Annotated in this window: 9 protein-coding genes and 3 pseudogenes; 8 read left to right on the top strand and 4 right to left on the bottom strand. The window is 46.3% G+C overall.

Features of this window, described 5'->3' with window-relative positions; translation table 11 throughout:
• Positions 1-9: 9 nt before the first annotated feature.
• Together XZ46_RS19085 and XZ46_RS19090 are read left to right on the top strand one after the other, a co-directional pair.
• A pseudogene (locus XZ46_RS19085) lies at positions 10-309 on the top strand (transposase); the annotation flags it as partial.
• Positions 310-326: 17 nt separating this feature from the next.
• Positions 327-656, top strand: a pseudogene (locus XZ46_RS19090) (transposase); the annotation flags it as partial.
• 431 nt (positions 657-1,087) lie between these two features.
• On the opposite strand, the gene XZ46_RS19095 reads toward XZ46_RS19090, so the two are convergent.
• Positions 1,088-1,501: a DUF4278 domain-containing protein gene (locus XZ46_RS19095; protein ID WP_006616915.1), complete on the bottom strand. Its 414-nt coding sequence runs from the start codon at positions 1,499-1,501 to the stop codon at positions 1,088-1,090.
• Between the two features lie 2,476 nt (positions 1,502-3,977).
• Between XZ46_RS19095 and XZ46_RS19100 the strand changes: the two genes are divergently transcribed.
• Together XZ46_RS19100 and XZ46_RS19105 are read left to right on the top strand one after the other, a co-directional pair.
• Entirely contained in the window at positions 3,978-4,511 is a 534-nt protein-coding gene (locus XZ46_RS19100; protein WP_228116373.1) for a retropepsin-like aspartic protease family protein, read from the top strand.
• Between the two features lie 118 nt (positions 4,512-4,629).
• Positions 4,630-4,857: a short-chain dehydrogenase/reductase SDR gene (locus XZ46_RS19105; RefSeq protein WP_228116374.1), complete on the top strand. Its 228-nt coding sequence runs from the start codon at positions 4,630-4,632 to the stop codon at positions 4,855-4,857.
• A gap of 79 nt (positions 4,858-4,936) precedes the next feature.
• Here the strand turns inward: XZ46_RS19105 and XZ46_RS19110 are convergent.
• A pseudogene (locus tag XZ46_RS19110) lies at positions 4,937-6,009 on the bottom strand (IS630-like element ISAtsp4 family transposase).
• A gap of 209 nt (positions 6,010-6,218) precedes the next feature.
• Between XZ46_RS19110 and XZ46_RS19115 the strand changes: the two are divergent.
• Positions 6,219-7,868: an IS1634-like element ISAtsp2 family transposase gene (locus tag XZ46_RS19115; protein WP_048895175.1), complete on the top strand. Its 1,650-nt coding sequence runs from the start codon at positions 6,219-6,221 to the stop codon at positions 7,866-7,868.
• Between the two features lie 457 nt (positions 7,869-8,325).
• On the opposite strand, the gene XZ46_RS35505 is transcribed toward XZ46_RS19115, so the two are convergent.
• Both XZ46_RS35505 and XZ46_RS19120 read right to left on the bottom strand, forming a co-directional pair.
• On the bottom strand, positions 8,326-8,463 hold the full coding sequence (locus tag XZ46_RS35505) for a hypothetical protein (protein ID WP_006624191.1): 138 nt from the start codon (positions 8,461-8,463) through the stop codon (positions 8,326-8,328).
• On the bottom strand, positions 8,444-10,114 hold the full coding sequence (locus tag XZ46_RS19120) for a transglutaminase domain-containing protein (RefSeq protein ID WP_438829469.1): 1,671 nt from the start codon (positions 10,112-10,114) through the stop codon (positions 8,444-8,446). Before XZ46_RS19120 ends, XZ46_RS35505 begins: the two co-directional genes overlap by 20 nt.
• A gap of 184 nt (positions 10,115-10,298) precedes the next feature.
• On the opposite strand from XZ46_RS19120, the gene XZ46_RS19125 reads away from it, so the two are divergent.
• From XZ46_RS19125 to bchL, 3 genes are all read left to right on the top strand, one after another.
• Positions 10,299-11,147 (top strand): DUF928 domain-containing protein, encoded by an 849-nt coding sequence (locus tag XZ46_RS19125; RefSeq protein ID WP_008052782.1) that lies wholly within the window; start codon positions 10,299-10,301, stop codon positions 11,145-11,147.
• A gap of 99 nt (positions 11,148-11,246) precedes the next feature.
• Positions 11,247-13,022 (top strand): ShlB/FhaC/HecB family hemolysin secretion/activation protein, encoded by a 1,776-nt coding sequence (locus tag XZ46_RS19130; RefSeq protein ID WP_006624182.1) that lies wholly within the window; start codon positions 11,247-11,249, stop codon positions 13,020-13,022.
• A 649-nt stretch (positions 13,023-13,671) separates the two neighbouring features.
• On the top strand, positions 13,672-14,538 hold the full coding sequence (gene bchL / locus XZ46_RS19135) for a ferredoxin:protochlorophyllide reductase (ATP-dependent) iron-sulfur ATP-binding protein (protein ID WP_006616040.1): 867 nt from the start codon (positions 13,672-13,674) through the stop codon (positions 14,536-14,538).
• Positions 14,539-14,552 lie beyond the last annotated feature (14 nt).

Consider the following 14,552-nt stretch of genomic DNA (forward strand, 5'->3'; position numbering starts at 1 on the left):
TCTTGTGCTATAGGTCCAAATCAACACATTATGTTAGTGGTTGATCAAGCCGGATGGCATATCAGTAAGAATCTGAAAGTACCCGAAGGACTGCATTTAATGTTTCTACCGTCCCATTCCCCGGAACTACAACCAGCAGAAAGACTGTGGCCTCTGGTAGATGAACCCATTGCCAATCGTTCATTTGAGAATCTTGATCAGCTAGAGGAACTCTTGTGTGCTCGCTGCCGAAGTTTGTGGAAACAGCGCGAATTAATTCGAGGCTTGACCAGTTTTCATTGGTGGCCTCAAACCGAGACTTTACTATAATTGATTATCCGGACTTGATATTACAGGAGTTTGCTGCCGAATTTAAATTAGGTCCAAATCAACACATTATGTTAGTGGTTGATCAAGCCGGATGGCATATCAGTAAGAATCTGAAAGTACCCGAAGGACTGCATTTAATGTTTCTACCGTCCCATTCCCCGGAACTACAACCAGCAGAAAGACTGTGGCCTCTGGTAGATGAACCCATTGCCAATCGTTCATTTGAGAATCTTGATCAGCTAGAGGAACTCTTGTGTGCTCGCTGCCGAAGTTTGTGGAAACAGCGCGAATTAATTCGAGGCTTGACCAGTTTTCATTGGTGGCCTCAAACCGAGACTTTACTATAATTGATTATCCGGACTTGATATTAAAGGGGCTTTTTACGTCTAGCTCACTCGAGATTGCCAATCCACTCATCTCGTTCCTTAAAGATAGACGACAGAGCCACAGGCTGGCGTTCACCTGTGGGTGTCATCACCCCCTTAACGTAGGTCTAATCCTGGACCTGCATCTTACATCTCCTTTGAGGAGTAATTTCCGGCTCCTGCCAGAAATTACCGGATTTTATGCAAGAGACACTTCTACACCACCAGCAATTCTCATTATGGAAATTTTGCCCCAGCTTATTGAGAATCATCTCAAGAGCTATTCTTGAAAGCCCCATTCTTTCGTTCAAGATTGGGCATCATCGGGCATTTTGGACAGGATGCGGGTCAAAATGAGAATTGCTGTCTACACCACCCCAGACATTGATTTTCCGTCAAATATGCTGTAAAATCTAGCAGGCTATGTGTTGAGCTTCTGCCTCTAACAAACTCAACAATCTTTGGTCGCCTCGTTCCCGGGCTGCTTTCTGTCTCCGTTCCAGAAGACGGCACAAATTAGCCGAATGTACTTTAGCTAATTCTTCAGGAGCGATCGCACAGGTATCCCCACTCGTCGCCGGGGGTGGCTCAGGTTTAGCATCACTTGTCGCTACAGCCACCATCATAGTGTTTTGGTCTCTAGGTTCACCCACAGAGTAGGAAACAGCCCTATATTTCAGGTTTCCGTGGGGTTGGGGGACAGGAATATGGCGAGGGTAATGGAAATGGCAATCTTGGCCCCTATATTTTCCACAAACCTCTGATTCTACCACATCCATTGGTTGAAATTCATGGTTATAGTTAACGCCACGATAGGCTAGTTTCATATCTGTTTCTCCGAAAGGGTAATTTTTAAAGTCTACTTGGTTATTCTGTATTGTATTCATTGTTACATTTTTTCCGGGTGATCCCCAATATTTTACAAAACTTTACATCTTTCCCATAACAGTCCCAGCAACCATTCTACCTAGGCCACTCACTGAACCTTCCCCCCGGCTACCCCACACAACCTGATTCCGCCCCGATTATGTAAATTTTTGTTACAAAAGTTAAGAAATATTACAAAAAATTTTTTGAGGGGGTGGGTTGCATTAGGGGTTCACCCGTGCTATTATTTTGTTATGGTCGAAAGGGAAGTCGCCTTCCCCAACTCCAATTCAAAACCGTGCTTGATACTTTCACATCACACGGCTCCTGATGTGGACACCCTATTGTCAATAGGAACAGGGTTACAACCCCCTGCTTTGTGACTTCAACTTTGGGAGCTATATACAACACGTAGTCTCATGGATTGGATTTCTCCATTACTCTCGCTTTCGTCATAACACTCCTACTTATCGCAGTCTCTATATCCACACCGTGACTAGTGGGCATATCCCAACCATTACAGTTAGGCATTGGCTTTCAGTCACATCCTTTCCCCTTAAAGGGTTAGGGGTCGAGAGTGAAGTCACCTTCACCCTCTCCCATTCAGAACCGTGCTTGATAGTTTCCCATCACACGGCTCCTGGTGTGGATACCCTATTTGTCAAAGGAGCAGAATCAAGAGACCTGCTTTCTACTTCGATGTTCAGAGCTATATGCACCACGTAGTCTTTAAACTCGTCCTCGCCATTATACTCTTACTGACCGCAGTATCTATATCCACACCGTGACCTGTGGGCATATCCCAACCATGACAATTGGGCTTTAGCTTCTGGTCACATCCTTCACCCTCTAAGCATGCGCTTACATTTTTCACTACTGCCTTGTGAATAGCATTACTCACTGGTTTATAGGCAGAGCATTAGAGGGGTTACAACGTTCCGATTATATGGGCATTCCATCGTTAGATTTGTCCTCTCCGCCGGGGTACTTTTAAAGGTCTGTATAGGTAGTCGGACGAACCCCCTACTTTTCCCCTTGCCCTTTTGAGCGCAGCGTGTCAACCTATTTCGCTGCTAGTGTATTACGATGGTTCAAGTCGGACATTCGGTCTTCCTAATCATAGATGGTTGGCAGTGGTCGCGTCTTGGTAGTAGGTTCTACCTCACGCCTTCCGTTCCCCGCTTCAATCCTGGAGTTATGATTTCCAAAACTGGGGGTGGCTATCGCCGTTACTCTCTACTCCCTGATTTCTCAGTTCGTTTATGACCTTGAGTTCCCTGCCTTGCTTAGTTCCCTAAGCGTCGGGACATATAACCAGTTATGAGGATGGTCAGGAGAGGTCTCCTTATATCCAGATTCGGAGCTGGAATCCTCACCGGGTAGTTATTTCGGGCATTTCAGCCCTATTTCATACCCGAACGTCTCGCACCATACGCTTACACTTTTCACTACTCAATAGACACAACACTACTGAGAGCCTAACAGGGGTTTAAACGTTCCGTTTATATGGGCATTCCATCTTTAGATTTGTTCTATCCACCGGGGTACTTAAAAAGGTCTGTGTAGGTAGTAAATACAAACTCCTACTTTTCCCCTTACCCTTTTGGGCGCAGCGTATCAAACCTATTTCGCTGCTTATTTATAACGATGGTTCAAGCCGAACATTCGGTTTCCCTAATCATGGATGGTTGGCAGTGGTCGCATCTGGTAGTAGGTTCTACTTCACGCCTTCCGTTCCCCGCTTCAATCCTGGGTTTGTGATTCCCAAAACTGGGGGTGGCTATCGCCTTTACTCTTTCCCATAATCGCCCCAAGTGGATTTTACTCCTCCTAAGTTCACCTGGACGGTAAATTTGGCGATTTCTTAAAATGGGATTGACCTTGAGTTTCCTGCCTTGCTCGTTTTCAGCCCGAGCGTTGGAACATATAAACAGTTAAGGGGTAACTGGGTTGAATCAGTTTATTCCCCTCTAGGAGGTTATTTCGAGCATTGCAGCCCTATTTCACTCCTAAACGTCTCGCACATATAATTGAAATATTTGCTATTATTTAAAAATTAGATAAACTTTAATTATAAAACTGTTAAATTAAACGATACCATTAATTCTTGGCAGTTGTCAACCCCCGGCGGCAATTTGGCCGAACATTTTTGTAAAATTGACGAAAACATCAACTGTGTCCCCAAACATAAAGCTATAATGGTGGTAGACGGGTCAAAATGGGTCTGGGAATGTCAAAGTACCGTACCATCGAGATTAATCTTAGACCCCCATAAAAGGCGACAATCAAACCCTATAGAAACGAGATATAACTAAAGCTCATTTCCAAGGAAAGTCGAATTATGAATAACCACAGTATCAATGGTAAATCCCATTTTCCTAGTTTAGTGCAGACTAGACTATACCTATTACAGTAGGTTTAGTTTACTGGTGGTAAGTGCCGCATTCTATCCCCAAGGGTTGGCTACAGCACAAGAACAACCAGGCTGTTTTGCTCGGACAAGATCAGGTCGGTCGGTTGATTAATCTGAATCAAATTTGTAATTTTCCCGAAGTTGTGACCCCCCCCAGTGGTACTGCTGTCCTTCCCGGTGCAGCCGCCGGAGTTTACCAAGCACCCATTATTCGGCGACACCAAGGCATCCCAGTCGTATTGGCTACTTTTAATGATAGCCAACCGTTTCCAATGATGATTGATACGGGGGCCAGTGGAACTGTCATCACGCCGCTGATGGCGGAGGTATTGGGTGTGGTTCGGACGGGGCGAGGTTTGGCGAATACCCCCAGCGAGCAAAATGTTGAATTTGACCTGGGTGAAATTATCTCTATTGAAGTTGGCGGCGCAATGGCTAGTAATTTGACAGTGGCGATCGCACCTGCTTTAGAAGTAGGATTGTTAGGGCAGGACTTTTTTGGTCAGTATGATGTGACTATTAGAGAAGATGTGATCGAGTTTCGGACGAGGGGATAATCCCTAAGCTGCCATTCCCACCCCCCCACCTACACCTACAGATTTTTTAGTGGGTAATAAAGAGCGATCGCACGATTTAAACCTAGTTGAACACATCGACTATCTTTAGATGCGGTTCATGTCCTGGCTGTTACATCCGGGAAATCTCGCTAAACATTACCCTCACCCTAAATCAGAATCCCTGGGGGGGAGAGACCAGCGACAGGTAAGCCATGATTACTGCAAGGACGGCTATACCGAAATGACTCAAAAAATCCCTGAGCAAGTCGGCGATAAAATGACCGCAGAAATTCCTTTCCGGCGTTTTGGTGAACCATTAGATATCGCCGGGACTGTGGCTTTTTGAATGTCTCCTTTTCCTAGTCGTTATGTCAACACAAAGGTATTGCGCCGTCGTGGGATTTATATCAAGTCCGGATAATCAATTATAGTAAAGTCTCGGTTTGAGGCCACCAATGAAAACTGGTCAAGCCTCGAATTAATTCGCGCTGTTTCCACAAACTTCGGCAGCGAGCACACAAGAGTTCCTCTAGCTGATCAAGATTCTCAAATGAACGATTGGCAATGGGTTCATCTACCAGAGGCCACAGTCTTTCTGCTGGTTGTAGTTCCGGGGAATGGGACGGTAGAAACATTAAATGCAGTCCTTCGGGTACTTTCAGATTCTTACTGATATGCCATGCCATCCGGCTTGATCAACCACTAACATAATGTGTTGATTTGGACCTAATTTAAATTCGGCAGCAAACTCCTGTAACACTCGACTAAATAGAGTTGTATTGACGTAAGGTATAATCCACCAATAAGTCTCTCCCGTTTCCGGTCTCACAAAACCATATAGCCATAACCACTCGAATTTCCAATTAATATGGGCGAGTGGTTGACAATCTTCCGCTACATAAATACGTCGCATCACCGGTTTGAGTCCCAGACGGTGTTCATCTTCGCTCCACAATTGCACCTGTGCATCAGGGTATCTCCGGCGAAGTCCCTCTAACTCCGTTACCAGTTTTTTTTTCCAGGCTTGCTGCTCGTCTTCGTCACTTTCGATGTGAGCCGGTCTCGGTACACGAAGCCGAAATGTCATTTGTCGCAGAATCTCCCATCCCCTTTGTCGGCTAATTTTTCGTCCAGTTACTCCTGTCAACCAGTCTGCCACCTGGCGACCGTTCCACAGTCCCCCATCCGGCGCTGTTCCTTGCAGGGCTTGCCATAACTGAGCTTGAGTCACATCATCAATTAACGGTGGATGTCCGGGATTTCCTTTTCGGCGCGCACCCAGCCCTTTTAATCCCAATTGGTTGTATCTCTTTACCAATTCATAAATCCAGATGCGACTGTAGCCCGTAATTTCTTGGACTTCCTCCGTGGTCTTCCCCTTAGCCAACAACCAAATAATTTGATATTGGCGACTTTCCAAGCCCTCTTGGGCTTGGTGATCAGCCCGGCCAAGTTCTTCGGTACTTAAGTGGGGAGCTATACTAATTCGTCTGGGCATAACGCAAGTTTGGCATTGGTCACTGATATTATAACCGATTAAGCGAACTTGATATTACTGGTTATTTCATTCCTTACCTACTGCTAAATTAGGGCGTGTTTATTAGTAAGATTTCCGTTTTTAACCTACATTCCGCAGGTTGACAGGGAATAAAAGATATGGTGCTAGTCTAGGCTAGAAAGGGTTCCTTCGAGCGGTAGGCTCTGGCGATGCAGATTAAAAATTTAGACCATCTGGGTTTAGTGGCTGGAGTGATTGACGAACTTGGCCTGGTCGAGTTGACGGATAAGCGGATTGAACCTCATAGCTTGGAGCATGTGAGTGCCGGACAAGTGGTTAAAGCCATGATTTTGAACGCCCTAGGCTTTCTCAGTGCACCGTTGTATTTATTCAGCGAGTTTTTTGAGAGTAAAGCGGTGTCTCATCTGCTCGGGGAAGGGGTAGAGGCTCGTCACTTGAATGACGACCGCTTAGGTCGAGTGTTGGATGAACTCTACGCAGAAGGGACGACATCATTTTTTCTCCAGGTGGCGCTCCAGGCTGTGGAACGATTTGGAATTGATATTCAACAGCGTCATCTCGATGCCACCTCGATCTCAGTAGAAGGGAAGTATCAGCGGTGCTCGAAGGGGAAATCCGAGGTAGGACTTGAGTCAGCTCCCCCCGGTGAGACATCAGCAGAACCCAGCCCAATTCGGCTGTGTCGAGGCTATTCCCGAGACCATCGTCCAGATTTGAAACAGTTTTTGATGACTCTAGTCTGTGCCGCCGACGGTGGCGTGCCGCTATGGTTGCAGTTGGCCAGTGGCAATGAACAGGACACTCAGCAGTTTGCAGAGGTGCTCAAGGCGTTTGGTGACCAATGGACTAGCGACGGTATCGTTGTGATGGATGCCGCCTTTTACACAGCAGCCAATCTGCAGCAGATGGAGACCACGGGGTGGCTATCACGGGTGCCGCTGACCCTAAAAGCGGCTCAAGAGCTGGTGCACAGCGATGTCACCCGACTGACTGAAGTCCCCTGCAACTCCAAGGATTACCGGATGTGGGAGATTGAGCAGACCTATGCCGGAGTGCGCCAGCGCTGGCGCCTCGTCGAAAGCCAAACCCGCAAAGCCAATGCCGACCTCTGGCAACCCGAATTAGAGAAGCTCGAACACCGCCTCAACCGCCAATTGAAAAAGCTGACCCAGCGGGTCTTTGCTTGCAAACCCGATGCCCTCGAGGCCTTGATGCAGTTTCAAGATGGACTCGAGGTGCATCAGCTCACTCAGGTCTCCCTGGAGACGGTGCGGGCCAAGCGACCCCCCGGTCGTCCCGCCAAATCCGCCGAACCCACCCCAGTTCAGGGCTATCGGCTCCAGGCCACGTTACAGCAGACCGCCACGGCGGAAGACCGCTTTAGCCGTCAGCGTAGTCGCTTTATTCTAGCCACCAATCAACTGGAGCAATCCCTCTGGCCGGCTCAGACCTGCTTGAGCGAATATAAAGGGCAACAGACCGTCGAGAGAGGCTTTCGCTTCCTCAAAGACCCCCTCTTCTTTGCCAGTAGCGTCTTTGTCAAAAAGCCGCAGCGGGTCGAGGCCTTAGCTCTCATCATGGCCCTAACCCTTATGGTGTATACCCTCGCCGAACGCCAACTGCGACAGGCGCTAGATACTCAGAAGCAAACGGTGCGCGACCAACGCCAACAACCCACCGCTAAACCGACCTTTCGCTGGATTATGCAGAAGTTTCAAGGAATCCACTGGGTTAATCTCGATGGGCAAAGGCAGATTAGCAATCTCAATGATGAACGGCGATTGATTATTCACCTCTTCGGTCCACCCGTTGAGCGCTATTACTACGCATCCGGTTAATTACCTATCAACCTGCGGAATGTAGGTTTTTAAAAACCTCCACTATCACCCCCCTTACATTACGGAAAATAGTTAAGTTTTACTAATCATTCCGTGGAAATGGTTTTAATTTTCCCAAGTATGTTAAGAATTCATACATTTTTATTGATAATTTCTCGTAAACACTTGACGAGATTATAGGGGTTCTGCTTTCATCATATAAATCGCACCCAAGGGCTTGCTATGTCTACACGCAAAAAAGTTGGCTGTAACCCCTATTTTATGGCAGTTAAAAATATTCTCTGGTCAAGTTTTTAATCTCACGAATCACGAGTTTTTCGCCTTTGGCCACTGCTCGAACTTGCCACCCCTTGACAAAATAACTTTTTTATGCTGACGGGGTGATTAAGTCTTTCCACCCCTCAGAGGAGTTAAAAGAGTTGTGGGGGGAGTCCGGGGAGGGTCAAGAAAAATGGGGTTATTGACCGCGACGTTCCTTTTCTCGGCGGCGGCGATCGCGCCAATCAGCAAAAGTCAAATAGGCGACACCACCGGTTACCAGAAGCAACAGAGCGATCGCCATGAGAAACAGAATATTAACCGTAGTAAACTCCATGAGTGCTGTATCTTCCCCTAAATGGCTGGCAGTTCATCCAAAATGGTAAACTAAACCGAACATGGTTAATCGCCAAATTCCCTAGAGAGACTTTTTCCTTATCGACAGGAAGCCCCTGGTTAGTCAGGCGTTGAAACTTCAGCCCCTTACCTATTTCTATATGATACCAAGCCAAGCCCATAAAAAACCGTAAAGGATAAGGTCCACTACCACCAGTATCATCAGGGTTAGACTCCATAGGAACCCAGCCAAAGCCAGGAATATAGAACTCCAGCCAAACATGATTATACTCTGGTTCTAGGGGAACGCCCCGGCGATCAGCAAAAGCCGGACATTTGTAGCGTCCCACCGTCCGACAGGGTATTTCATTTAGCCGTCCCAAAGCCAGCAATACCCCCACATACTCACCGCAGGACCCTATCCCCCGGTCTAGTACCACGTCTGGGGTTTCAATTTTAGCGGTAAGGCTGTAGTCAAGGCGATCGTAAACATAATTCCGAACACTTAATAATTTCCGCAGAATATTAGTTTCTGTCCCCACGGCTTCTTCAGCGGCTTGACGGACTATGGATGATTCCATAGCGAGGTTATCATTATCTACTAGATATTTATCCTTAAATTCCTGAGTTAATGGCTGGATTTTTTCCACATCTAAAGGATGGATTTGATATTTAATTCCTCGGACTTCTAATAATGCTTTCCAGCCAAAGATACGTCTTTCGGCGGAGTTGAGGGGTTTAAACTTAAAAACGGCTACCCTTTCTCCGGCTTCTATTTCCTCGGTGAAGGGAGTCCCAATATAGGAAATTTCCCGAACTTTTTGGCGATCAGTCTCGGAGGGTAGGGCGATACGCCATTCTACATCTTCTAGGTAAATCTCTTCTAAAGGTTCGATTTCCTCTACATAGGACATCTCAATCAGATATCCGTTAGATGTGGCATATCTTTGGGACTCATTGTAGTGAAAATAGAGGGGATGAATAAAAGTGCGATCGCGTTTAGCTAGTTGATATTGTTCATAGGAGTTAGGGTCATCTCGGATAAATAATTCATCTCCCGCATAGGCGACATATAGCACTTCTTCTCCGGTTTCCGGGTCAGTATAGAACCCCAAACCCGTGGGATACTCAAAGGGAGTTAACACATTAAACTTAGTTTCCCCGGTACCACGTTCGAGACAATAAACGGTTTGTTCGAGGCGATCGCATACCCACAATTCCTCATCTCGCACCGTCAAATTTTCGACCCCAATTCCGGGAGCATAAAACCGGGTAATTTCCCGACCGCTAATGAGACTATAAACAAAAATGCACCCCCCCTGTTGAGAACTAATATAAAGGGTAGAGTTCCAAACGGCAATCCCATCAAGATTATAGGGGAGAGTTACCAAAGGTTCCGGTTTCAGACTAGCGATATTCTCACCGACCAAAGCCTCTCGACAAACATAAACCGTATTGTAGCGAGTAAACCATAAATCATTAGACCACACCGCCAAACCCGTTACATCAGCAAACTCAGAAGTCTGATAAGGATTCACCACCGTAGCATTATCAGTTTCCGGGTCTATCCTCAACAAGAACCCCCGCAAGGAATCGATCGCCAAACAATTTTTGCCAACAAAAGTGATAGCATAGAGCGAGGAAACCCCCATGGGTCTGATAGTTCTGTGCCGATAATTGCTAGTTGTTCCAACATTCGTTAAATTGAGATTCATGCTAACTTTGACACTCCCACTTTCCAAATACAACAATTTTTGACAGTCAATTACGGAAACATTGGATACAATTTAGCTATCTTGATAACCTGTATGTTAACGAGTTTTTGAGTTGAATCCTATGGTTAAGACAACCCCTACTATTTTGTGGACAACTCTGTTGGGTGCGCTGTGTACCCAAACCATTGTCTGGGGTAGCCTAGTGCGACCAGCGATCGCCTACCCATCCAACGGAGATGTAATCATTCAAAATCAACCATCTCCATGGTTAATAGCCTTCGACCCACCCCAGCGGGGAGTTCCCGGAAGACGGTACGGGGGAGGAACCAGAGGGGAGGTATGTGCTGACTATGCAAGCCTCATCAGTCTAATTCCCGTTTCCACGATGGGTTTGACCGCCCATGAGAAACCCCAATTGTTCTTTTATCTCCCGGTAGCTAGTCGGGATACCCTCATTAAGTTACTTGTGACTAAGTTACCAGATTCAGAGTCTCCCGAAACAGAAGAAATAGTGATTTATAGGACCGAATTTCAACTGGATATGGAAAATCCTGGCATTGTGGGCATAGATCTGGCGGATCTCGATGGCTTTCCGGGTTTGGAAGTGAACCAATATTATCACTGGTACCTGACAATTTTATGTGATCCGGACAATGAATCGGTGAACCAAATTGTGGATGGTTGGATCAAAAGGATCGACTTAGACTCTGATCAGATTCTGACATTAGAAGGACTCAATGGGAGCGATCGCCTAAAATTTTATACAGAAAAGACCCTTTGGTATGATATGGTCGCCGCCTTTTCGGAATTACTTTCAGATAATCGAAGAGATACTCAAGTCCAGCAGGCTTGGCTAGAATTGTTAAGATCGGAGAATCTCGAGCAAGCAGGTCGTAACCAGGTGCGTCTGTATGAACAACCTTTTATTCCGGGTAGTGGCGGGTTACGCAATCAACTCCGTTCTGACTAAGTATCCCCACCAACCCCCCCGTCAATCAAGTAAGCGAGAAATTAACCTGCTGGTAGTGCCACTAGCTGGGGCTACACTTGAAGCCCCCCCATAACCCCTATGAGTTTACATATTCGATTGATAGGTTGTCAAATGACTACCGTTGGGTTGATTCTGTTTTCCCCCCTCGTTTCAGCCCAGGCTTTATTTTCCCCTAACTGTAATTCCGCAGAGTGTTTAGGACTTTCTCAAAGTTTCCCCCTACCACCCCAAAGCGACCCTAACCGCGATCGCTTTTTACAACCCCTCCCGTCACCCCCCCAAATACCACCCAACGGGGAACCGGAAATAGAAACACCACCCCCCTCGTCCCCGCCAATTCCCGGTGATGATACTCCCTTCCCCATTAGTGAAATTCAAATAATTGGCAGTAGTATTCTATCGACTGAGGAAATTAATGCGATCGCCTCTACCGTATCAAACCAGACCATCACCCTCAACCAACTGCAAAATATAGCCGATCAGATTACAGAAATCTATCTGAGACGGGGTTATATGACTTCCCGGGCTGTGGTTCCCCAACAGACTATCACAGATGGGGTCGTGGAAATTCTGGTCATAGAGGGAAGTTTAGAAAAAATCGAGGTCGAAGGAACCCGCCGCCTTAATCCTAACTACATTATCAGTCGGGTGAATTTGGGCGCAAAAACTCCCCTAAATACCCTACAACTGGAAAATCAACTGCGACTATTGCGACTTAATCCCCTATTTGACTCTGTAGAGGCTAGTCTGCGTCCAGGAGGTGGCGAGGGACAGAGTATTTTAGTGGTCCGAGTCACAGAAGCTAATCCCATACAGCTTAGTTTTAGCTTAGATAACTATTCCCCCCCCAGTATTGGTAGCCAACGTTTGGGGGTTAATTTTAGTCACCTGAACCTCACGGGAAGGGGTGATTTCCTCTTGGTTTCCTATAAAACTACTCGCCTAATTACTGGGGGGGAGTCGGATATCTTAGATTTTATCTACTCTATCCCGGTTAATGCCATGGATGGTACGATTCAACTGCGGATTCCTCCTTATCGCAATCGGGTGATTACCGAAGAGTTTGCAGACCTCAATATTCAGGGGAACTCTCAGCTTTACGAAATTAGCTATCGTCAGCCTTTGGTGAGGACTCCCTGGGAGGAGTTCGCTTTATCTGCGGGGTTGAGTTATCAGGAAAGTCAAACTTTGGTGGATAATCAGGGGTTGCGCTTTGGCTTTGGTCCAGATGATGATGGTGTGACCCGTCTGGTGGTTCTCAAGTTGGGACAAGACTATATCCGACGCGATCGCCTGGGAGTTTGGGCTTTGCGATCGCAGTTTAGTTTAGGCTTGGGGATATTAAATGCTACTAATACCAAATTTCTGCCCAATAGCGATTTTGTCAGTTGGCTAGGACAGATACAACGGCTACAGCGTATCGGTGACAATCACCTTTTGATTCTTCAGGGAGATCTACAGTTAGCCGCTAACCCCCTATTTCCCTCTCAACAGTTTGTTATCGGTGGCGCGCAGTCTTTGCGTGGCTACCGTCAGAATGTCCGCGCCGGGGATAATGGCTTTCGATTCTCTATTGAGGACAGAATTACCCTTAAACGCGATCGCTTGAATTTACCTACTTTACAGTTAGCACCTTTTCTCGATATGGGCCAGGTTTGGAATCATCCCAACAACCCTAATAGTTTACCCAGTCAGACCTTTTTGGTGGGAGGGGGTCTGGGGTTACTATGGGAACCTATCCCTCATCTGAATATCCGTTTAGATTATGGTTTCCCCCTCATACAACTTCGCGATCGTGGCGACAATCTTCAGGATCATGGCATCTACTTCAATCTAGTTTATACCCTTAACTAGGTAATCCTTACCTATGTCCCCTCAACCCTGATTATTCTACCCCTCTGACCCAACCGAAAAAATTAATAACTTTTTACAAATGCTACCCGCTGATTTATGTCTACCCTCACTCAACCATCATCATTGCCGGGTAATGGTGGGTCAGAAGTCAATTATCCCGTTTTCCCATCATCATTGCCGGGTCATGGTGGGTCAGAAATCAATCCTCCTGTTTCCCATCATCATTGCCGGGTAATGGTGGGTCAGAAGTCAATTATCCCGTTTCCCATCATAACTATCCCTATCTGACGCACCCTACTAATTTGTTTATTGTAACTCTTTTTATATAAAAAAGGCATAAATTTTGATAAAAGTTCATAAATCAACTTGAGCTTTGATGAGAGACCATAAAAAATTGATATATAACTCATAGACTGCCATACTCTGTTTTTCGAGCATAAATGAATTTATAGCCTCTTTCCATTTGGGGAAAATTCATCAATAATGGCAATCAAGAGGGACAGCGATGCTATGGGGTGAGACAAAAACCGTACTACCCGAAATAGCGATCGCCACCCCGACAAAACCAAAGATAAAAAACTTGGGATGCTGAGTTAGTCCCAACTACTCAGCCCCATTATGGAAAAACCACGCCGCAGGAGAAAAAATCGTGAAACTCGCAGTATATGGGAAAGGTGGAATTGGCAAATCAACAACCAGTTGCAATATTTCCGTGGCCCTAGCCAAACGGGGTAAAAAAGTCCTGCAAATTGGCTGCGATCCCAAACACGACAGCACATTTACCCTCACCGGGTTCCTAATTCCTACCATTATTGATACCTTGCAGGAAAAAGACTATCACTATGAGGATATATGGCCCGAAGATGTCATCTATAAAGGCTATGGCGGCGTTGATTGTGTAGAAGCAGGTGGTCCCCCGGCTGGTGCTGGCTGTGGTGGCTATGTAGTGGGAGAAACCGTTAAACTTCTCAAAGAACTAAATGCCTTTGATGAATACGATGTCATCCTGTTTGATGTTCTTGGGGACGTGGTTTGTGGTGGTTTCGCCGCCCCCCTAAATTATGCTGACTATTGCATGATTGTCACCGACAATGGCTTTGATGCCTTATTTGCGGCTAATCGCATCTCCGCTTCTGTGCGGGAAAAATCTCGGACTCACCCCCTGCGGTTAGCGGGTTTAATCGGGAACCGGACTTCTAAGCGGGATCTGATTGATAAATATGTTGAGTCGGTCCCTATGCCAGTTTTGGAGGTATTGCCGCTAATTGAAGATATCCGAGTATCTCGGGTCAAAGGAAAAACCCTGTTTGAGATGGCGGAAACTGACCCATCTCTAAGTTATGTCTGCGATTACTATCTTAATATTGCTGATCAAATCCTGTCTCAGCCGGAGGGTGTAGTTCCCAAAGATGCGCCAGATCGGGAATTGTTCTCTCTTCTGTCTGATTTTTACCTCAATCCAACCAAGCCTTCTGTTCAAACTCAGGAGGATGAGCTAGACCTGATGATGGTTTAATAAGTCTAGCTACT

It is taken from the genome of Limnospira indica PCC 8005 (assembly GCF_000973065.1).
Taxonomy (GTDB): Bacteria; Cyanobacteriota; Cyanobacteriia; order Cyanobacteriales; family Microcoleaceae; genus Limnospira; species Limnospira fusiformis.